Genomic DNA, 20,966 nt, shown 5'->3' with positions numbered 1-20,966 from the left:
TAAACTAGATATTTAAACCCGGACACCATGCACTCCGACCAATTTCACCCGCATAAGAGTGAAGTTAGGAGTTTGAATCGCTAACCTTGGCCACCACTTCTGCCAGTGTTTTGACGGCATTGACCGAATGATCGAACATGGCCTGCTCATCGTCGTTGAGCTTGATTTCGATCACCTTTTCAACACCGCCCGCACCGATAACAACCGGCACACCGACATAAAGCCCGTCAAGCCCATAAGCTCCATCGACATATGCAGCGCAAGGCAGAACACGTTTCTTGTCCTTGAGATATGCTTCGGCCATTTCTATTGCGGATGATGCCGGCGCATAGAAAGCAGAGCCTGTTTTCAGCAGTCCAACGATCTCGGCGCCGCCGTCACGTGTACGCTGAACTATTTCATCTATCTTCTGCTGGCTGCTCCAGCCCATATCAATCAGGTCTGGCACTGGAATGCCCGCAACCGTCGAATATCGCACCAGCGGGACCATGGTATCGCCATGTCCACCGAGAACAAAGGCTGTCACATCTTCAACGGAAACTTTGAATTCTTCGGCAAGGAAATACCGGAAACGGGCACTGTCCAGAACCCCTGCCATGCCCACGACCTTGGATTTCGGGAGCCCAGATGCCTCTTGAAGCACGCCAACCATCGCATCAAGCGGGTTGGTGATGCAGATGACAAAGGCATCGGGGCAGTGATCCCTGATTCCGGCGCCAACCTGCTGCATGACCTTGGTGTTGATTCCGACAAGGTCATCACGACTCATCCCCGGCTTGCGGGCAACCCCGGCGGTCACAATCACCACGTCAGCACCTGCTATCTCGCTGTAGTCATTAGCGCCGCGGGAGGCGGCGTTAAATCTTTCCACCGGCGATGCCTGGGCGATATCAAGGGCCTTGCCCTGGGGAATGCCTTCCTGAATATCAAAAAGGACAATATCGCCCATCTCCTTGAGCCCTGCGAGAAGGGCGAGTGTACCGCCAATATTTCCGGCGCCAATAAGTGCGATCTTGTTGCGTGCCATGATGTCATCCTCATCCAGCTTGTAAAATCTGAAGCGCCGTAACAGCGCAGTCTTGAGGAATAAACATCAGTTGCAGAACTGGTCTGCCAGCCTTCAACACCTTGCCTAATCCATGGATTAAAGACTTTATCCCCAAGTGGATTTTGCATAGCCGATCAGGCTTCCGACTGCAAGAGAAACCGTTGCCTTTTCCCTGTTTTACCTCGGTGGAACCACGGTCATTTCCACAAGGCGGGATTGCGTGCGCGGAAATTCCTTTTTCCAGGCATCGCCTTGATAAAGCTTGTCTATACCAGCCGCCGCCGAGCAGACAAGAAAGCGGCCACGGTCATAAAATGCATCCACCAGCCACATAAAGCGGCGAGCTTCGTTGCGAAGCATATCATCCAGCACCGGTATACCCGTGATCAGCAGACCGGAAAACCGGTCAGCAAGCACCAAATAGTCACGAGCCGCAAGAGGTTGCGAGCAGAGGTGATCAAACCCCATCATGGCAACCGATCCGGCAGCACGCGGCACCTCGATCTTTCTTCCGGCGACTTCGATGGTCTGGGGCATTTCTGGCACACCGCCGCGGAGCTGGTCAAATGCCTTCTCCATGGCAATATCGCTATCTTGACCAAGGGGCGTGTACCAGCCCGCCATGCCTTTCCGGATCTGTTGCCGCCAGTCTACCTGGCTTGCCAGTTCATGAACGGTCATCCTTGCCTTGATGAGTTCAATGAATGGCAGGAATCTTTCGCGATGAAGTCCGCCTTCATAGAGACAGTCGGGATGCCGGTTTGATGTTGTTACCAGCACCCCGCCCCCATCCATGAAGCCTTCGATGACACGGGCGACAATCATGGCATCGGCAATATCGCGGATTTCCATTTCATCAAAACAGATCACCTTTGCCCCATCGGCAATGCTGCGCGCAACCTCCCGGGCCGGATCAGCTGATCTGCTTAGTTCTGGCGCGTGAATACGATCATGCACCGACACCATGAAGTCATGAAAATGAAACCGGCGCGCGCGCACCTTGCCATTGATGGCCGCAGCAAACATATCCATCAGCATGGATTTACCGCGCCCGACACCACCCCAGAGATAAAGTCCTTTTGGTGGTAAGACGCGGCGAAAAGGAAGGAATCTGTTTATCTCCCGGGCAGGTGAAACCAGTGCCGCGGCCAATTCATCCAGATGTGGCAGGACAGCCCGCTGGGCAGGATCATCCTTAAGACGGCCTTCGTTGATTCGGCGGTCGTATTCGGCGGTCAGCAACATATCTGCCCCCACCTTGACGGTGAGATACAAGCCGAAGCCCGACCTCTACTGGCGTTCAAGCTGAAGTTTCTTGATCTCAGCAATTGCCTTGCCCGGATTAAGCCCCTTGGGGCAGGTCTTGGTGCAGTTCATAATGGTATGGCATCGATAGAGCCGGAACGGATCTTCGAGCGCATCAAGACGGTCGCCTGTATGTTCATCCCGGCTGTCGGCAATCCACCTATAGGCCTGAAGCAGTACGGCGGGGCCAAGGTAGCGGTCGCCATTCCACCAGTAGCTCGGGCAGGCCGTCGAACAACTGAAACACAAGACACATTCCCACAATCCATCCAGCTTTTCCCGCTCTTCCGGGCTCTGGCGGCGTTCTGCACCTTCAGGGGCCGGGGTATCTGCCTTCATCCATGGCTCCACTGATGCCAGCTGGGCGTAGGCCCGGCTCAGATCAGGTACAAGATCCTTGACCACCGGCATATGCGGCAGGGGATAGATATTCACGTCATCCTTGACATCATCGATAGCCTTCAGGCAGGCCAGCGTATTGGTGCCATCGATATTCATCGAGCAAGACCCGCAGATGCCTTCGCGGCAGGACCGGCGGAATGTCAGGGTGGAATCCGTCTCCCCCTTGATCTTGATCAGCGCGTCAAGCACCATCGGCCCACAGTCATCGAGATCAATCGTGTAGCTGTCCATGCGGGGATTGGCGTCATCTTCAGGTGACCAGCGATAGATATTGAACGTCTTGGTCCGGGTTGCGCCTTTAGGCTGGGGATGGATTTTCCCTTTTTTGACTTTGGAATTCTTCGGCAGAGTAAATTCAGCCATTTCTCAGTCCTTGCTATAGGTCCATCTTGATCAATTAATATACCCGGGCAACCGGTGGCACCGGTTCCACATCATTGGTCAGTGTGTTCATCTGCACCGGACGATACCCAAGGGATGAGTTGTTTTTATCATCCATCCACATGACCGTATGTTTCATCCATTCCTTGTCATCACGTTCCGGGTAATCTTCATGGGCGTGAGCCCCGCGGGATTCGTGACGCTGTTCGGCTGACCTCATGGTCACCAGCGCCTGAGACATGAGGTTATCAAGTTCCAGTGCTTCAATCAGATCCGTATTCCAGATCATGGTCGTATCATTGATGCTGATATCGGCCATCCGGCTTGCCACCTGATCCATTTTCTCAACACCTTCAGTCAGCGACTGGCTGGAGCGGAAGACCGCGGCATGACGCTGCATGACCTGCTGCATGGCGTCCCTGATCACACTGGTTGAGGCACTGCCCCGAGCGTGGCGCATCCGGTCAAGTCGATCAAGGGCCTTATCGGTTGCCACCTCTGGAATTGGCGCATGAGGTGATCCAGGCTCCACCGTTGCCCCGGCGCGATACGCCGCCGCGCGGCCGAAGACAACAATATCAAGAAGTGAATTGGTGCCAAGACGGTTGGCTCCATGCACCGAGACGCAAGCCGCCTCACCAATTGCCATAAGCCCCGGAGCAACACGGTTCGGATCGTCTTCGGTTGGTGAGAGCACCTCACCATGATAATTGGTGGGAATTCCACCCATATTGTAATGCACCGTAGGCAGAACCGGGATCGGTTCCCGCGTTACATCAACGCCACAGAAAATCCGTGCTGTTTCGGTAATACCCGGCAGGCGTTCGGCCAGGGTACTTGCATCAATATGCTCAAGATGCAGAAGAATATGGTCCTTGTTCGGGCCAACCCCGCGCCCTTCGTTGATTTCCATCGTCATGGCGCGGCTGACAACATCACGCGACGCCAGATCCTTTGCCGTCGGCGCGTAACGTTCCATGAACCGCTCACCTTCGGAATTGGTCAGATATCCCCCTTCACCACGGGCACCTTCGGTGATCAGCACACCGGCGCCATATACCCCGGTCGGATGAAACTGAACAAATTCCATATCCTGAAGCGGCAAGCCTGCCCTGAGCGCCATGGCATTACCGTCACCGGTACAGGTATGGGCTGAGGTACAGGAGAAATAGACACGGCCATAACCGCCGGTGGCCAGCACCGTCCGCTGTCCGTGGAAGCGGTGTATGGTTCCATCCTCAAGACAAAGTGCGATGACCCCGCGACACACACTTTCTTCATCCATCAGCAGATCAAGGGCAAAGTATTCGACAAAGAATTCCGCACGGTGTTTGATGCATTGCTGATAAAGCGTGTGCAGAATGGCATGACCGGTCCGGTCTGCCGCCGCGCAGGCACGCCGGGCCATTGATTTTCCATAATCGAGCGTATGGCCACCAAAAGGACGTTGATAGACCTTGCCTTCATCGGTGCGTGAAAACGGCACACCATAATGTTCAAGTTCAATCACCGAAGGAATGGCATTCCGGCACATGTATTCGATTGCGTCCTGATCGCCGAGCCAGTCCGAGCCCTTGACCGTATCGTACATGTGAAAGCGCCAGTTGTCGCCTTCACCCATATTGTTGAGAGCAGCGCCAATACCGCCCTGGGCTGCCACCGTGTGGCTTCGGGTGGGGAAAACCTTGGTGATACAGGCCGTCTTCAACCCGGCCGTAGCCATGCCGAGGGTTGCGCGCAACCCGGCGCCACCAGCACCAACTACCACCACATCATAATAATGATCGGTAATCTCATACGCAGCCATGAAATACCCTTTCTCAGGCAAAAGCTACTGAAAGAACACTGAAAAGTGACAGCGCTGCAAGCCCGGTCAACATCATCTTGGAAGCGACCAGCGCCAGAAGGCGCCGCCGCTCATTCGAAATATAGTCTTCGATAATAACCTGAACCCCGAGACTGGCATGATAAAAGCCAACACCAAAGAAGAGCAGGGCCGCTGTCGCATTGAACGGTGTTGAGATCCAGGCCCGGGCGGCATCGTATTCAGCGCCGGCATGCAGAACGAGACCGGCAATCAGATAGAGCACCAGCGGTATCATTCCGATGGCCGTGAGCCGCTGCGACCACCAGTGGCTGACACCGGTGCGCGCCGAACCCAGGCTTCGGGCCTTGCCGAGTGCTGATCGCATGGATGAACTTGCCGCCAAAACTCTCTCCCCTATCCAAACAGGACCAGGGCCCAAAGCCCCAGCGTCAGCACCAGGGTTGAGGCCATGACCACATATCCGCTCCGGTAGACGCCTTCGATGGTCAGTCCAATGCCGAAATCCCAGAAAAGATGACGAATTCCGTTGCTGAGATGATAGAATATCGCCGCGGTAAAACCGAAGAGCACCATGCGTGCCGGAATGCTCATCATGATGGCCTGAACCATGCTGTAATATTCAGGCCCGCTGGCCAGCGCCGCCACCCACCAGACAAGCATGAGACTGCCCGCTGCCAGCGTCGCACCGGAAAGACGATGGCTGATTGACATCATCGACGTTAGTTGCCGACGGTAAATCATCAAATGTGGTGAAAGCGGGCGTTCCTGCACCATGTTGTCAACCTTTCCTCTACAAGATATATATCATCTATCATATGCCCTTAGTCAATGTTAGCAGAAGACTAAATTGTCGCGTTTGGGCCTTGGAGAGATTATCCGGAACGACGTTTTCAAAAAACGCAGAAAGACTTTCATGTCGGCGCTTCTTTCAATTCAGTCCGCGGTCACTTACGGGGCGGTGGGAAATACCATGGCAGAACTGGTGATGGCCGGATCACGACATCATCTCTGCCGGATTGATACCGTCCAACTGACAGCCCATCCCGGGCATGGATTTCGCGCCGGGGGCTCGCTGCCTGATACCGAATTTGCCGATCTTCTCGGTGGTCTTTCCAAGCTTGGCATCTGGGCAGATTTCGCCGCGATCATGATCGGCTATATTGGCCGGGCCGGGCAGGTTACCCCCATCAAAGATGCCCTTGCCCGCTACCGGCAGGAAAGTAACGGTCCGGTGCTTCTTGATCCTGCCATCGGTGATCATGGCCGGATCTATGTCGACAAGGCGGTGGCAGACGGCGTGCTTGAGTGCCTGCTGCCCGAGGCCAGCATCCTGACCCCTAACGCCTTTGAGCTTGGCTACCTGACTTCTTCTTCTATCACCGGCCCGGAGGCCGCCGAAAAGGCCGCTTTCGGTATCATCGCAACACATCCCAATATCGAAGGTGTTGCCGTGACCGGTATTGCGCTGCCATCAGGCATCGCTGATGCGTGGATCGACCGATCTGGCATGACGGTATTTGAAAAACCTGCTCTTGTTCGTAACCGTGGCGGGTATTCCGGTGCTGGCGATCTCTTTGCTGCCCTGCTGATGGTCCATTGGCTGAACGGTGCCAGCTGGAAAGACGCTGCCACCTCTGCAAGCCAGCTTGCAGATGACGTGCTACGGCACAGCGATAATGAAAATCTGAACAATATATCGCTCGATGCCGTCCGCCAGACGGCCAGCCGTATCAGAGACCACGCTTGACGAGTTCTTCGGCAATCTGAACCGAATTGAGCGCCGCACCTTTGCGCAGGTTATCGGATACACACCAGAAGACGAGGCCGTTTTCAACGGTTGGATCACGCCGTAGCCTTGAGATATAGACCGCATCCTCCCCCGCGCTTTCCTTTGGCGTTACATAGCCTTCATCAACTCGGTGATCGATCACGATCACGCCTTCGGCCTTGCGAAGAAGATCGCGGGCGGCGTCTTCATCAAGCGGTTTCTCGCATTCAATGAAGACCGCCTCGCTATGTCCGATGAAGACGGGAATCCGCACACAATGGGCCACCACATTGATGGCAGGATCAAGAATCTTCCTGGTTTCAGCCGACATTTTCCACTCTTCCTTGGTGAAACCATCATCAAGGAAAACATCGATATGCGGGATGGCGTTAAAAGCGATCTCCTTGGTGAACTGCTCCGGCGGAACCGGCTCATTCACGAAGACGCCACGTGTCTGGTTGAAGAGCTCATCCATCGCCGCACGGCCAGCACCGGAAACCGCCTGGTAGGTTGATACCACCACCCGGCGAATCCCATAGGCTTCGTGCAGCGGCTTCAAGGCCACCACCATCTGGGCGGTCGAGCAGTTCGGGTTGGCGATGATGTTGCGGCGGTTCTTATCAGCAAGAAAGGCATCCAGCACATCGCCATTGACTTCGGGAACGATGAGCGGGACGTCATCATCCATACGGAAAGCCGACGAATTGTCGATCACCACCGCTCCGGCGGCACCGGCTTTGGGGGCGTATTCCTTGGCCACGCTGCCACCGGCGGAAAACAGCACGATATCAACCTTTGAGAAGTCAAAACTCTCCAATGCTTCAACGGTGATATCCCTATCTTCACCATAGGAAATCATCTTGCCCACCGACCCGCGTGAGGCCAGGGCATGGACAGAATCAGCCGGGAAATTCCGTTCCGCCAATGTCTGGAGCATTTCGCGCCCGACCGCGCCCGTGGCTCCGGCAACCGCAATATTATAGCCCATGGCCATGTCCTTTCGATATATCCCTTGTAAAGGGTCAAATTTACCGCGCCAGCTGGTCCAACCCGTCAAGTACGGCGTTGATCATGCCATCTGTCCCTGTCTGGGTGCATCCTTCGGCCATGATATCCCCGGTCCGGGCCTCGCCGCTCAACGCCTTGTCGACCGCTGCCTCAAGCAGATCTGCTTCAGCACCCTGATCAAAGGAATAGCGCAGCAGCATCGAGAAACTGAGAACCTGCGCCAAGGGATTGGCAAGACCCTTGCCCGCGATATCAGGGGCCGAGCCATGAACCGGCTCATAAAGGGCATAGCGCTTGCCGGTTACCGGATCAGGTGCCCCGAGAGACGCCGAAGGCAGCATCCCGAGCGATCCCGTGAGCATCGCCGCACAATCCGAGAGCAGATCACCGAAAAGATTATCCGTGACAATGACATCAAACTGTTTGGGGTTGCGGACAAGCTGCATCGCGCAGTTATCGGCATACATGTGATCAAGCCGGACGCCTTCGCCTTCCGCCTTGTGCAGGGCGGTCATCACTTCACGCCAGAGAACCCCGGAATGCATCACGTTGGCTTTCTCAACACTGGTCACCCGGGAATCCCGCTTGCGGGCCAGATCAAAAGCGACCCGGCCGATACGCTCAATTTCAGGCGGGGTGTAAAGATTGGTATCATACGCCTCGACCATGCCGTCTTCGCGGGTGCGGCGGCCACGCGGTTCGGCAAAATAGACCCCGCCGGTCAATTCCCGGAGGATCATGATATTCAGCCCGGACACCACTTCAGGTTTCAGGGTCGACGCCGAGACCAGCGGCGGAAACACCATGGCCGGACGCAGATTGGCAAAGAGATCCATTTCCTTGCGAAGCTGCAGAAGTCCGCGCTCAGGCTTCAACTCAAAAGGAAGATCATCATATTGCGGGCCACCCACCGCACCAAAAAGAGTCGCATCCGCGGCCATGGCATCCGCCAGGGTTTCATCGGAAAGAGGGGTGCCATGGGCATCATAGGCCGCACCACCTACCAAGCCTTCGGAAATATCAAAATTCAGGGACCGGTGCTTGGCCATCCAGTCCGCGACCTTGAGTGTTGCTGCCATGACTTCAGGGCCGATGCCGTCACCGGCCATAACCATGAGTTTCTTGTTCAATGCCATTTCAGTAATCCTTGTCCCAGAAATCAAAGCCAGGGATGGCTCTGCTGACGGTCCGTCGCGAAAGCGGTAATCTTGGAATCCTTCTCCATGGTCAGCCCGATATCATCAAGGCCGTCAAGCAGGCACTGCTTGCGGAAAGGATCTATTTCAAAAGATACCGACGCACCATTGGGGCGGTGAATGACCTGCCCGACGAGATCAACTTCAAGTTCCGGATTTTCCGGATCCCGGGCATCCGCCATGAGCGCATCACGTTCTTCGGCGGAAACGACGATCGGCAGAATGCCGTTCTTGAAGCAGTTATTATAGAAGATATCGGCAAAACTGGTGGAGATCACCGCCCGGATACCGTAATCGAGGAGCGCCCAGGGGGCGTGCTCACGGCTTGACCCGCAACCGAAATTATCCCCGGCAACAAGAATGCTGGCATGACGCCACGGCTCCTTGTTGAGGACAAATTCAGGTTTTTCGGACCCATCGGGAGCAAACCTCATCTCATCAAAAAGATTGGCGCCGAGCCCGGTCCGCTTGATCGTTTTCAGAAACTGCTTCGGGATGATCATGTCGGTGTCGATATTGATGATATCGAGCGGGGCGGCAATACCCTTGTGGTTGTCAAATTTCTGCATGATCTGTTCTCCCTAGAGTGACCGGACATCGGCAAGCTTGCCGGTGACGGCTGCGGCAACTGCCATTTCCGGGCTTACCAGATGCGTGCGTCCGCCACGGCCCTGACGGCCTTCGAAATTCCGGTTCGACGTCGATGCGCAGCGCTCGCCTTCGGAAAGCCGGTCGGCATTCATGGCAAGACACATCGAACATCCGGCTTCACGCCAGTCAAAGCCTGCGGCACGGAAGATCGCATCAAGACCTTCATCTTCAGCCTGTTTCTTGACGAGGCCGGAACCTGGCACGATCATCGCCCGAACACCTTCGGCAACCTTGCGGCCTTCGGCAATCTGGGCGGCGGCGCGCAGATCCTCGATCCGGCTGTTGGTGCAGGAGCCGATGAAGACGGTGTCGATGGCAATATCCGTGATCGCCATCCCCGGGGTCAGCCCCATATAGTCAAGAGCACGCTCGATCTTTGCCTTCTGGGCCGGATTCGACACCTTGGCGGGATCAGGTACATGGCCGGTGATCGGCGCCGTATCTTCCGGGCTTGTTCCCCAGGTAACGGTAGGCGCAATATCTGCGGCCTTGATCACCACTTCCTTATCGTAGGTTGCGCCCTCATCCGAAGGCAGTGTCTTCCACCAGGCAACCGCCCTGTCCCACATCTCGCCCTGGGGCGCCATCGGCTTGCCCTTGATATATTCGAACGTCACCTCATCCGGGGCGATCATGCCAGCCCGGGCACCAGCCTCGATCGACATGTTGCAGACCGTCATCCGGCCTTCCATGCTCAGATTGCGGATAGCTTCACCGGCATATTCGATGACGTGGCCGGTGCCGCCGGCAGTGCCGATTTTCCCGATGATGGCAAGGATGATATCCTTGGCGGTAACCCCCGGGCCCGGCAGGCCATCCACGGTAATCCGCATATTTCTGGCCGGTTGCTGGATCAGGGTCTGGGTGGCGAGCACATGCTCGACTTCGGATGTTCCGATGCCGAAAGCCAGCGCACCAAAGGCACCATGGGTTGCGGTATGGGAATCGCCGCAGACAATGGTCATGCCAGGCTGGGTGAAGCCCTGCTCCGGCCCGATAACATGGACTATTCCCTGCCGGATATCATCCATGCCGAAATACGGCACCCCGAAATCGGCGGCATTCTTTTCAAGAGCTTCGACCTGTATCCGGGATTCGACGTCGGCAATGCCCTCGGACCGGCTTGACGTCGGGACATTGTGGTCAGCGACCGCAAGGGTGCGCTCAGGGCAGGCGACCTTGCGGCCAGCCTGGCGAAGCCCTTCAAAAGCCTGGGGGCTGGTGACTTCATGAACAAGGTGCCGATCAATATAGATCAGGCTGGAGCCGTCTTCATCCTTGTGAACGAGATGGGCATCCCAGATTTTATCAAAAAGTGTACGTGGTTCGGACATTGGCCCCCTCCTCAAGATCCGCCCATCACGGGCAGAAGAGATCCCGCCATCGTCACGACACCTGAGTTCCGTGTCCAATGGCGATGACGGGGGTTTTCGTCAAGCGCTGGCTTCGGTGCTGGTCTTGGTGGTGCGCTCACGTGTCTTTTCCGCGATACGGGCAGCTTTACCTGTCCGGCCACGCAGATAGTAGAGTTTGGCACGGCGAACCTTGCCTCGGCGCATCACGGTGATGCCGGCAACACGAGGGGAGTAGAGCGGAAAGATCCTCTCAACACCTTCACCATAGGAAATCTTGCGCACCGTAAAAGAGGAATTGACGCCCGCAGCCTTGCGGCCGATGCATACGCCCTCAAAGGCCTGGATGCGTTCACGCGTGCCTTCAACAACCTTCACGTCAACCCGAAGCGTATCACCCGGAGCGAAATCCGGAATCTCACGTTCGGCAACAACTTTTTCCATTTCCTTCTGGCCAATACGATCCAAAATGTTCATGGCCCTGTCTCCTTATTCCAAGGTTCGATGCGCTACCTTTTAATGCGGTGAACGCCCATATATCACTGTCCATGCCGTCTGTCACCCCCAAAGGGATGGCATGGCACTTATTTCTTGCTTTCCTTGTTCTGCCACGCCTGCCACAGATCCGGGCGGCGCGCCCGGGTCACGGCAATGGCCTCTTCAAGCCGCCAGTCGGCAATCGCCTGATGGTTGCCGCCTGTCAGTACCGATGGCACCTCCATCCCCTGCCATTCCCGGGGCTGGGTGTAGAGCGGATGTTCCAGAAGCCCGGTGGAAAAACTGTCTTCGGCATGGGCGTTGGCGTTACCCATGACACCTGGGAGGAGCCGCACCACCGCATCGATCGCAACAAGAGCCGGCAGTTCACCGCCTGAGAGCACATAATCCCCGATGCTGACCTCGGCAAGCCCGGCATGATCGATCACCCGCTGGTCAAGGCCCTCATAGCGGCCGGCAATCATGATCACCCGGGGCTCGGCGGCAAGCTCCTCGGCCATCGCCTGATCAAGCTTTCGGCCGCGGGGCGAGAAGTAAATCCTCGGCGTGTCTTTGCCGAACCCCTCCATCGCGGTATTGAGCGCGGCATCCATCACATCCGGCCGCATCACCATCCCCGGCCCGCCACCAAAGGGCGTATCATCGACCATCCGATGCCGGCCAATGCCATGATCCCGTATATCGATCAGTTCAAGCGACCAGATCCCGTTCCGAAGCGCCTTGCCCGCAAGCGACTGGCCGAGCGGGCCCGGAAACATCTCCGGGAAAAGCGTGCAGATGCGAACCTGCCAGCACGCCGTATCTGACCCTTTCCTACCCCCTTCAGCCATTTCCGGCTCCATCTTCCAGCCAGACCGGATCAACCTTGAGCGTTACGATTTCGTCTCCGGCATCATCCATTCCGGGTGAAATTGGGTTCGTTTCGGGAAATGGAATTATCACGGGCCTGCCCTTGTCTCTCTGAACCTCAAGCATGGATCCGGCCCCGAAATCATAAACCCCGGTGATACGGCCGATGACCCCGAGCGATGGATCGACAAGCATCCGGCCGATGAGATCGGCGTGATAGATCTCTTCGGCGAGAGGGTCGGGCAAGGCGTCCTGATCAACATAGATCAGCTCGCCCTTCAACCCTTCGGCGTCGTCCCGGCTGGAAATGCCCTCCAGCGAGGCCAGCACCATCCCCTTGGCCACGCTCCGCACCGAGAGGGAAAACCGGCGCCCATCGGCCAGACTGACCGGCCCATACGCCCCGATATTCTCCGCCTCTTCGGTGAAGGGCTTGATCCGGACCATGCCCCTCACCCCATGGGGTGAGGCAATCGCACCAAGACAGACCTTCCGCGCTACCATTTAGCTCTGTGCCGTGTCCTCGTCAGCAGCGGCGTCTTCAGCCGGGGCTTCCTCGGCTGGAGCTTCTGCGGCGGGGGCTTCCTCAGCAGGGGTTTCTTCAGCCGGAGCTTCTGCAGCAGCTTCTTCTGCAGCAGCTTCTTCGGCTGGGGCTTCCGCGGCGGGAGCTTCTTCAGCTTCAGTGGCGGCAGCGGCGGCTTCGGCGGCGGCTTCAGCAGCAGCGGCGGCGGCGGCGGCGGCCTCGGCCTCACGTTCCTGGCGCTTCTTGCCCGGTGCGGATTTCTTCGGCTGATCGCGCAGGGCCGGCGCCTCGATGAGCCCAAGCTGGGCCATCATCTTCTGCACCCGTTCGGTCGGCTTTGCCCCTTTGGAGATCCAGTACATTGCCCGTTCGGAATCAAGGTTTAGCCGTTCCGGATGATCCTTCGGGACCATCGGGTTATAGGATCCTACGCGTTCGACAAAACGGCCATCCCGCGGTGCCGATGCTTCGGCAACAACAATGCGGTAATAGGGACGCTTTTTGGCGCCACCACGGGCCAGTCTGATTTTAAGTGCCATGTTCTATCCTTTCCTTGAACTGAGAACTCTCTTTGCCATGGGCAGAGCGGGATGCTCTACCGTTTTCTTTTCTTTCCACCCTTCGGCATGCCGAGGCCGGGAAACCCGCCTGGCAATCCACCTGGTAATCCGCCGGGGAAACCTTTACCGCCAAGACCGGGCAACCCGCCCATGCCTGAGCCCATGCCAGAGCCCATCCCCGGCATTCCAGCCGAGGGGGTGTCGCCGCCGCCCAGCATCGAGGCAAGCGCAGCCGGATCACCGCCGCCCATCTTGCCAAGGCGTTTCATCATCCTGGCCATATCCTGATACTGCTTGACGAGTTTATTCACATCCTGAACCGAGGTTCCCGATCCTTCGGCAATCCGCTTGCGCCGCGATGCGTTGAGGAGCGCGACCTGCACCCGCTCGCGCCTGGTCATCGACAGGATGATCGCTTCCTGGCGGTTGAAATGTTTATCATCGATGCCGGCGGCTTCGATCTGTTTCTTGAGTTTGCCGATCCCGGGGAGCATTCCCATGAGCCCGCCCATGCCGCCCATTTTCCTCAGCTGGCGAAGCTGGGAGAGAAAATCGTTCATGTCGAACTGGCCGGATGCCATGCGCTTTGCCATGCGTTCGGCATCTTCGGCCTCAATGGTTTCGGCTGCTTTTTCCACCAGCCCGACGACATCGCCCATGCCGAGGATCCGGCCGGCCATGCGTTCGGGGTTGAATTCCTCAAGCGCGTCCTGTTTTTCACCCACACCCAGAAACTTGATCGGGCAATCGGTGACCTGCCGCATCGACAGCGCCGCGCCGCCGCGGGCATCGCCATCGGCACGGGTCAGCACAATGCCGGTGATCCCCACCGCTTCCTTGAACGCCGCCGCCGTGGTGACGGCATCCTGGCCGGTCATGGCATCGGCGACAAGCAGCACTTCGGCCGGTTCAGCCTGGGTCGCCACTTCACGGACTTCAGCCATCAGGGCTTCGTCGATTGTTGTCCGCCCCGCGGTATCAAGGATCAGCACATCGGAAGATTTCAGCCGCGCGGCATTGAGCGCACGTTTGGTGATGCTGAGCGGTGTATCGCCATCCTGTTCCGGCAAGACGTCAACCCCGGCTTCGGTGCCGAGCAGGCGCAATTGTTCCCGCGCTGCCGGACGGGTGACGTCGAGGGAGGCCAGCATGACGGATTTCTTCTGCCGGGTCTTGAGCTGCCGCGCCAGTTTGCCGGTGGTGGTTGTCTTGCCGCTTCCCTGAAGGCCGACCATCAGGATCACCGCCGGCGGGCGTTTGCTGATATTCAGTTCAGCGTCGCCGGGGCCAAGTGTTTCGACCAGCGCATCATGCACGATCTTGATGACCATCTGGCCCGGCTTGATCGATTTGAGCACGTCCTGGCCAACCGCCTGCTCCCGCACCCGGGCGATGAAGGATTTCACCACCGGCAGGGCGACATCGGCATCAAGAAGGGCGAGCCTCACCTCCCGAAGCGCTGTATCAACATCCGCTTCGGTGAGGGCGCCGCGGCCCCTGATCTTGTCCAGGACAGATCCCAGTTTGTCACTCAGCCGATCGAACATGGCCTTTTCCGGTCTTACCTGATCTTGGTCTTCATCAACGTTGCGCACCGGCAAAGCAGAAAATCGCCTGTGCCTGAAACTCAGGGACAGACGGGACCCGTCAAGGTCTGGCTTCTTGCGTGCCGGTATGCGCCTTTCTTGATCGAAAAGGCGGCAAATGTCAAGTGTTGCCCAGCCCGGCCAGCGCCCGGCCGAAATCCGCGGCATCGAACGGCCGCAGATCATCCTTGCCTTCGCCCACGCCGACCGCGTGAATGGGCAGGCCGAATTCCTCGGCCAGCGCCACCACCACGCCACCCCGGGCACTGCCGTCAAGTTTGGTGACGATCATGCCCGACAGATTTGCCACTTCCTGAAATGCGGCAACCTGCGACAACGCATTCTGGCCGACTGTTCCATCAAGCACGATGATGCTGTCATGGGGGGCGGCGGCGTCCTGCTTGCCCAGCACGCGGGTGATCTTGCCAAGCTCTTCCATCAGCTCCGCCCGGGCCTGAAGACGGCCGGCGGTATCGACAATCAGCACATCCACTTTCTCGCGGATGGCCGCCTCATGCGCCTGATAGGCCACCGCGGCGGCATCGGCGTTCGGCTCCCCCGCGATCACGGTGGTGCCGGTGCGCTCCCCCCAGATCTTGAGCTGTTCCACCGCCGCGGCACGGAACGTATCGGCGGCGGCAAGCATCACGCTCCGGCCTTCGGAGCGCCAGTATTCGGCAAGTTTGCCGGCGGTGGTTGTCTTGCCCGAACCGTTGACGCCCACCATCAACACCACATGAGGCTTGTTTTCGGCCCGAATTTCGAGGGGTTTTGCCACCGGGGCAAGAATGGCGCCAACTTCTTCGGCCAGCGCTTCGGCCAGGGTGGCGGCATTGACGCCATCGGGATAGGACCGTCCCTTGAGGCCTTCGGTGAGACGCCCTGCCGCCGCCACCCCGAGATCGGCCATGATCAGCGCATCTTCAATCTCGTCCAGATCGGCGGCATCAAGCTTTGGCTTGCCCATGATGCCGGCAAGGCCTTCGGTGATCTTGGAAGCGGATTTGCCGAGCCCTTCCTTGAGCCGGCCAAACCAGCTTTTACGGGCAGGTTCAGGTGAAGGTTCGTCAGCTTTATCCCCGGCATCGGGCGCCGGAGGTTCGGGGGCGGCGCTTTCGGGAGCAGGGTCTTCTGGAACGGTGTCTTCGGGAGCAGCGTCTTCGGCAGGCAGATCATCCGGGACCGGCGTTTCAGCGGGAGTTTCCACGGATGGTTCATCTTCGGGAAGAACGGCATCTTCCGGGGCAGGGTCTTCGGCGGTGTCCTCGCCCCCGGCAGAAGCAATTTCCGCATCTTCGGGAAGGCTTTTTCCAACCTTATCGGGCCCGGTGTCTTCCGAGATGTCGGCTTCCGGAGCCGGCGTTTCAGGAGCAGCGTCTTCCGGAACGGTATCTTCGGGGGTGGTGTCTTCGGGGGGCAGATCATCCGGGACCGGCATTTCAGCGGGAGATTCTGCGGGGACAGATTCTGGGGCGGGGGGCAGATCTTCTGCCCGTGGTGCGGGCGTTTCAACAACATCCGTATCGGCGGCCTCGGGGGCATCGGCAGTCTCGGGGGCGTCGGCCGCGGCGGCCTCTTCGGCGGCATCACTTTCGGGCAGCGTTTCATCTGCGGCGGCTTTCTCCGCCTTGTCTTTTCCGGTCAATTTTTTCAGAAAGCCGAAAATCGCCATTACCTCAACTCCGCTTCAAGAACCCCGTCAGCCACCGCCGTGATGAGGGCGGGATAGACCTTGCCGACAGCAAGATCCGTGACGGGCCGGTCACAATGGATATGCGTCTGGCCTGTCTTTGCCCGGGGGTTGTGATCACTCAGGATCCTGACCCTGGCAAACTGCTGCGTGTGGCCGATCCCGCCTGTTTCCATCAACACATCATCCACCGCACCGATGCGGCTTGACAGAAACGCCTGTTCCCGATCCGTCGCCGCCGACCGAAGCGCCGCCGCACGAGCCCGAATTACATCTCCGGCAACTTGCGGCATGCGTGCGGCAGGGGTACCATCACGAGGCGAGAACGGAAACACATGAAGCCAGGTGAGCCCGGCGCGTTCAATCAGATCAAGACTGGCGCTGTGGGCCGCCTCATCCTCGGTGGGAAAGCCCGCGATCATGTCAGCCCCGAAGATGACATCCGGCCTTGCCTGCCTTGCTTCGGCGACAAGGGCGAGCACATCCTTGCGGCCATGGCGACGTTTCATCCGTTTCAGGATCAGATCATCGCCGTGCTGGACCGAAAGATGCAAGTGCGGCATCAGCCGCGGATCATTGCCGAGCACATCGAGCAGATCACGGTCAATTTCCGCGGGATCAATCGAGGAAAGCCGCAACCTTTCCAGTTGCGGGACTTCGGCAAGGATATTCCTGACCAGCTGGCCAAGCCCGGGCTTGCCATCGAGATCCTGCCCCCAGGACGTGACATCAACACCTGTAAGCACCACTTCGGCCGTGCCGGAATCGGCAATCTTCGCCACGTGATCAATAATCACGGCCATGGGCACGGAACGGCTGTTGCCGCGGCCATACGGGATGATGCAGAAGGTGCAACGATGATCACATCCCTGCTGGATCTGCAGAAATGCCCTTGTGTGATGCTCAAACCCTTCAAGAAGATGCGGCGCGATTTCCCGGACCGCCATGATATCCCCGACCAGCGACGGCAGATCCGGGCTGTTGTTCCGGGCCAGACGATGCCAGGTTTCAGGTTCGAGTTTTTCGTGATTGCCGAGAACGGCATCGACTTCCGGCATGTCGCGCCAGCTATCCGGATGGATCTGGGCGGCGCAGCCTGTCACGATTATCCGCGCATCCGGATCAGCGCGGCGGGCTTTCCGGATCGCCTGACGTGCCTGCCTTTCGGCTTCGGCGGTCACCGCGCAGGTGTTGATCACCACCGCATTTTCAAGCCCCGCGGATGATGTATGGCGGCGGATGACCTCGCTCTCCCAGATATTGAGCCGGCAGCCGAAGGTTTCTATCCGGGGGGGCGGCTTCATCATGATCCGATCCCCTTTTCGGTCAGTATCATATGGCCCCTGAACACTTCTGCCGTCGGCCCGCGCATGAAGACATGCCCGGCCAGGGGCCCGTCTTCCTGCCAGATAATGCCGAGGCTTCCGCCATCAAGCACAACCTCCACTTCATGGCCAGTCCGTCCGGTGCGTGCCGCCGCCACCGCCACCGCGCAGGCCCCCGTCCCGCAGGCCCGGGTGATCCCGACCCCGCGTTCCCAGACGCGCATGCGTAGCCGGTTTTCGCCGAGGCCTGACACAAATTCGATATTGGCCCGATCCGGAAAAAGCCGGTGACGTTCAGCTTTCGGGCCGATGGCCGGAAGATCGATCTGCTCGGCGTCAGCAACAAAATGAACGGCATGGGGATTGCCCATATTCACGCAGACCGCCGGCGGCAGGCCCGCAAGGCCAAGATCGACACAAGCGGTATCACCCGGCTCGAGCAGCGGAATATCCTGCCAGTCAAGCCGGGCCGGGCCCATATCGATGGTGACGAGATCTTCCTCCCGCAAGGCACTTATGACGCCGCCTTTTGTATCCATGGTCAGATTCTGCCCGCCGGTCTGCCGCATCACCAGATCGGCCACGCAGCGGCTGCCATTGCCGCAGGCCGCGGCCTCGGAACCGTCGCTGTTCAGAATGACGAGACCGATATCGGCGATGTCTGACCCCCGGATGATGAGAATCTGGTCGCAACCGACTCCAAGCCGCCGGTCGGCGATCATCGCCGCCTGATCGGCATTGAGGGTAAGCGGCTCCTCCCGTGCATCGAAGATCACGAAATCATTGCCCAGCCCATGCATCTTGACAAAAGAACGTTCCATCAGGCCGATATACGCCTTCTGGACGCATTTGAAAAGATCAGGTCATGATCTCGGCGATCACCGGCGCGTGATCCGATGGCTGTTCCCATCCCCGCGCCTCTCGCAACACCCTGGCCGCCTTGACGCTATGACCCAGTTTCGACGTCACCCAGATATGATCAAGGCGGCGGCCCTTGTCTGCCGCATCCCAGTCCCGGGCTCGGTAGGACCACCAGGAATAGAGTTTGCCTTCGGGAATGGCCTTGCGCACGGCATCATGCCAGCCGCCCATCGCCATCACCGCTGCCAGTGCTTCGGTTTCAACCGGCGTATGACTGATGATCTTGAGCAACTGCTTATGTGACCAGACATCATCTTCACGGGGGGCGATATTGAGATCACCAACCAGTATGGAGGATGTATCCGACGCTGTTTTCGACCAGGTCATCATTTCATCAAGAAACCTGAGTTTGTGATCGAATTTGAGGTTGGCTTCGCGATCCGGCACGTCTCCCCCTGCCGGAATGTAGAAATTATGCAGATGAATGCCGCCATCGAGCGTCACCGCCTGATGCCGGCAATCGCCACGCCCGACCCAGTCAAGATGCCGGTGACCCTGAAAAGGCCGGCGTGAGAGGATGGCAACACCGTTATATCCCTTCTCCCCGCGGATGGCCTGATGGGGATAGCCTGCCTTGTCAAAAACCGATGCGGGAAAAGCCTCATCGGGGCATTTCGTCTCCTGCAGGCAGAGGACATCGGGGGTTTCTTCTTCGAGAAGCCGAAGCACCAGTCCCTGCCGCAGCCGCACCGAATTTATGTTCCAGGTGATGATTTTCATGTGTATCCAAGATTTGTTGTTATTGCGAATATCCTGCCATTACAGGGAAACAAAGAATAGCATTGCCCCATCATGTAATGATATCCTTAGTTCTTCAGGTACAGATTTTGCAAGTCAACCTCTGATGAGTTGAGAAATTCAATGCAACGAGATGGACCCAAGGGGAGAAACATATCATGGCCAATGATGAAACCCGGGAAAGAGATAATCATCAGGAAGACGAACTCATCGCCAGCCTGAAGACGCTGCTGGCGGATTTTTCCGATTATCAGTCACCTATTCTGCGGGCAGATGGAGATATCGTCATCCCGCTTGATCCAACGCTGAAGAAAAACCGCGAGGCTCAGAAAAACCTTGCCGAAGCCATCAGCAGCATGATGAATGGCGATATGCGGCGGCGAAGCTCTGCCTGGGTTGAGTAGAAAGACTACCCGAAAAGATAGGTTCAACTTTAGTCATACCGCGCTTCATGCAATTGCCAATAGGCATCAGTGCCTTTGACCTTATCGTTGTCTTCGGCCAGATCTGCGGGAATCCCCCGCCTTCAGTGCGGGCTCTGGTATTCGCCCCGGCCTTGATGAGCGTACGGACATTCTCAGGTGTGCCTAATCCAGCCGCCGCATGAAGCGGGGTGGTGCCATTCTCGCTACAGGCCTCAATCTCCGCCCCAGCCTTGATGAGCATACGGATATTCTCAGGCGTTCCGACTGCCGCCGCCTGATAAAGCGGGGTGCCGCCATACTCGGTGCGGGCGTCTACCTCTGCCCCGGCCTTGATGAGCACGCGGATATTCTCAGGCGTGCCATCTGCCGCCGCCAGATGAAGCGAGGTGCCGTCATTCTTGGTCCGGGCGTTTACCTCTGCTCCAGCCTTGATGAGTGCTTGGATATTTTCAGGTGTGCCCTCTGCAGCCGCCAAATGAAGCGGGGTATAGCCTCTTAGGGTGCGGGCTTCTATCTCTGCCCCGGCCTTAATGAGTGCTTGGATATTTTCAGACGTGCCGAATGCCGCCTCATGATGGAGCGGGGTGATGCCATCCTCGGCGTGGACGTTCGCGTCGGCTTCCTCTGCCAATTCGGCTTTCACGCTCTCAGCGCTAGCATTTTTCCTCCACTCCTCATCATCCAATCCAGCGCATGGGTTCTCTTTGACCGTAGCAACGTCTGGTTTCATCTCCACCAGAAGATGTACCTTCTTCAATATAGTTTGAACCATCCTGCGAAGCATCATCTTCCCTCCATTGTTATCTCCCCTTTACGGGGCACGAGCCAGCGCATGGCGGCTCACCTTCCTTGCCGAGACTCTAGCAGAAGGATGGTTAACAAATCCTTAATGCCGAAAAGGTTTTTGCGGGA

22 protein-coding genes are annotated in these 20,966 nt (G+C 57.8%); 2 read left to right on the top strand and 20 right to left on the bottom strand.

All coding sequences use genetic code 11. The annotated features are described in order from the left end of the window. Positions 1-64: 64 nt before the first annotated feature. The 6 genes from mdh to sdhC form a co-directional block, all read right to left on the bottom strand. On the bottom strand, positions 65-1,027 hold the full coding sequence (gene mdh, locus AB8880_12390) for a malate dehydrogenase (protein XDZ65702.1): 963 nt from the start codon (positions 1,025-1,027) through the stop codon (positions 65-67). Positions 1,028-1,225: 198 nt separating this feature from the next. Continuing rightward, positions 1,226-2,293, bottom strand: coding sequence for a cell division protein ZapE (gene zapE / locus AB8880_12385; protein XDZ65701.1), 1,068 nt, complete (start codon positions 2,291-2,293; stop codon positions 1,226-1,228). 45 nt (positions 2,294-2,338) lie between these two features. Beyond that, complete coding sequence (locus tag AB8880_12380; GenBank protein XDZ65700.1) at positions 2,339-3,118, bottom strand: succinate dehydrogenase iron-sulfur subunit; 780 nt, start codon at positions 3,116-3,118, stop codon at positions 2,339-2,341. Between the two features lie 34 nt (positions 3,119-3,152). Next, positions 3,153-4,943 carry a succinate dehydrogenase flavoprotein subunit gene (gene sdhA, locus AB8880_12375; protein XDZ65699.1) on the bottom strand — a complete coding sequence of 597 codons (1,791 nt, stop codon included), beginning with the start codon at positions 4,941-4,943 and terminating at the stop codon, positions 3,153-3,155. A 13-nt stretch (positions 4,944-4,956) separates the two neighbouring features. Beyond that, positions 4,957-5,328 carry a succinate dehydrogenase, hydrophobic membrane anchor protein gene (sdhD, locus tag AB8880_12370; GenBank protein XDZ65698.1) on the bottom strand — a complete coding sequence of 124 codons (372 nt, stop codon included), beginning with the start codon at positions 5,326-5,328 and terminating at the stop codon, positions 4,957-4,959. Between the two features lie 29 nt (positions 5,329-5,357). Next, positions 5,358-5,738, bottom strand: coding sequence for a succinate dehydrogenase, cytochrome b556 subunit (sdhC, locus tag AB8880_12365; GenBank protein XDZ65697.1), 381 nt, complete (start codon positions 5,736-5,738; stop codon positions 5,358-5,360). A gap of 139 nt (positions 5,739-5,877) precedes the next feature. Between sdhC and AB8880_12360 the strand changes: the two genes are divergently transcribed. Beyond that, a complete protein-coding gene (locus AB8880_12360; GenBank protein ID XDZ65696.1) occupies positions 5,878-6,711 on the top strand; it encodes a PfkB family carbohydrate kinase in 834 nt (277 codons plus the stop codon). Here the strand turns inward: AB8880_12360 and AB8880_12355 are convergent. The 13 genes from AB8880_12355 to xth form a co-directional block, all read right to left on the bottom strand. Continuing rightward, positions 6,695-7,720: an aspartate-semialdehyde dehydrogenase gene (locus AB8880_12355; protein ID XDZ65695.1), complete on the bottom strand. Its 1,026-nt coding sequence runs from the start codon at positions 7,718-7,720 to the stop codon at positions 6,695-6,697. The genes AB8880_12360 and AB8880_12355 overlap by 17 nt on opposite strands. Before the next feature lie 40 nt (positions 7,721-7,760). Next, positions 7,761-8,876: a 3-isopropylmalate dehydrogenase gene (gene leuB, locus AB8880_12350; GenBank protein ID XDZ65694.1), complete on the bottom strand. Its 1,116-nt coding sequence runs from the start codon at positions 8,874-8,876 to the stop codon at positions 7,761-7,763. A 23-nt stretch (positions 8,877-8,899) separates the two neighbouring features. Further along, complete coding sequence (gene leuD, locus AB8880_12345) at positions 8,900-9,505, bottom strand: 3-isopropylmalate dehydratase small subunit (GenBank protein ID XDZ65693.1); 606 nt, start codon at positions 9,503-9,505, stop codon at positions 8,900-8,902. A 12-nt stretch (positions 9,506-9,517) separates the two neighbouring features. Continuing rightward, a complete protein-coding gene (gene leuC, locus AB8880_12340; protein ID XDZ65692.1) occupies positions 9,518-10,921 on the bottom strand; it encodes a 3-isopropylmalate dehydratase large subunit in 1,404 nt (467 codons plus the stop codon). Positions 10,922-11,020: 99 nt separating this feature from the next. Continuing rightward, a complete protein-coding gene (rplS, locus tag AB8880_12335; GenBank protein ID XDZ65691.1) occupies positions 11,021-11,416 on the bottom strand; it encodes a 50S ribosomal protein L19 in 396 nt (131 codons plus the stop codon). Positions 11,417-11,523: 107 nt separating this feature from the next. After that, positions 11,524-12,267 (bottom strand): tRNA (guanosine(37)-N1)-methyltransferase TrmD, encoded by a 744-nt coding sequence (gene trmD, locus AB8880_12330; protein XDZ65690.1) that lies wholly within the window; start codon positions 12,265-12,267, stop codon positions 11,524-11,526. Continuing rightward, complete coding sequence (rimM, locus tag AB8880_12325; protein ID XDZ65689.1) at positions 12,260-12,790, bottom strand: ribosome maturation factor RimM; 531 nt, start codon at positions 12,788-12,790, stop codon at positions 12,260-12,262. Before rimM ends, trmD begins: the two co-directional genes overlap by 8 nt. Continuing rightward, on the bottom strand, positions 12,791-13,348 hold the full coding sequence (gene rpsP / locus AB8880_12320; protein ID XDZ65688.1) for a 30S ribosomal protein S16: 558 nt from the start codon (positions 13,346-13,348) through the stop codon (positions 12,791-12,793). 56 nt (positions 13,349-13,404) lie between these two features. Beyond that, positions 13,405-14,916, bottom strand: coding sequence for a signal recognition particle protein (gene ffh, locus AB8880_12315; protein ID XDZ65687.1), 1,512 nt, complete (start codon positions 14,914-14,916; stop codon positions 13,405-13,407). Between the two features lie 160 nt (positions 14,917-15,076). Next, positions 15,077-16,627: a signal recognition particle-docking protein FtsY gene (gene ftsY / locus AB8880_12310; protein XDZ65686.1), complete on the bottom strand. Its 1,551-nt coding sequence runs from the start codon at positions 16,625-16,627 to the stop codon at positions 15,077-15,079. Beyond that, positions 16,627-17,952, bottom strand: a complete 1,326-nt coding sequence (gene mtaB, locus AB8880_12305) for a tRNA (N(6)-L-threonylcarbamoyladenosine(37)-C(2))-methylthiotransferase MtaB (protein ID XDZ65685.1) — start codon at positions 17,950-17,952, stop codon at positions 16,627-16,629. Before mtaB ends, ftsY begins: the two co-directional genes overlap by 1 nt. Beyond that, complete coding sequence (dapF, locus tag AB8880_12300) at positions 17,949-18,791, bottom strand: diaminopimelate epimerase (GenBank protein XDZ65684.1); 843 nt, start codon at positions 18,789-18,791, stop codon at positions 17,949-17,951. Before dapF ends, mtaB begins: the two co-directional genes overlap by 4 nt. Positions 18,792-18,828: 37 nt before the next feature. Then, a complete protein-coding gene (xth, locus tag AB8880_12295) occupies positions 18,829-19,617 on the bottom strand; it encodes an exodeoxyribonuclease III (GenBank protein ID XDZ67069.1) in 789 nt (262 codons plus the stop codon). Positions 19,618-19,787: 170 nt separating this feature from the next. On the opposite strand from xth, the gene AB8880_12290 reads away from it, so the two are divergent. Further along, positions 19,788-20,033, top strand: coding sequence for a hypothetical protein (locus tag AB8880_12290; protein ID XDZ65683.1), 246 nt, complete (start codon positions 19,788-19,790; stop codon positions 20,031-20,033). On the opposite strand, the gene AB8880_12285 is transcribed toward AB8880_12290, so the two are convergent. Further along, complete coding sequence (locus tag AB8880_12285; protein XDZ65682.1) at positions 19,978-20,697, bottom strand: ankyrin repeat domain-containing protein; 720 nt, start codon at positions 20,695-20,697, stop codon at positions 19,978-19,980. The genes AB8880_12290 and AB8880_12285 overlap by 56 nt on opposite strands. Positions 20,698-20,966: the final 269 nt, after the last annotated feature.

The sequence above is a fragment of the Alphaproteobacteria bacterium LSUCC0684 genome (assembly GCA_041228335.1).
In the GTDB taxonomy this organism is placed as follows: domain Bacteria; phylum Pseudomonadota; class Alphaproteobacteria; order Puniceispirillales; family UBA1172.
This window is presented reverse-complemented; position numbering and strand designations above follow the sequence as displayed.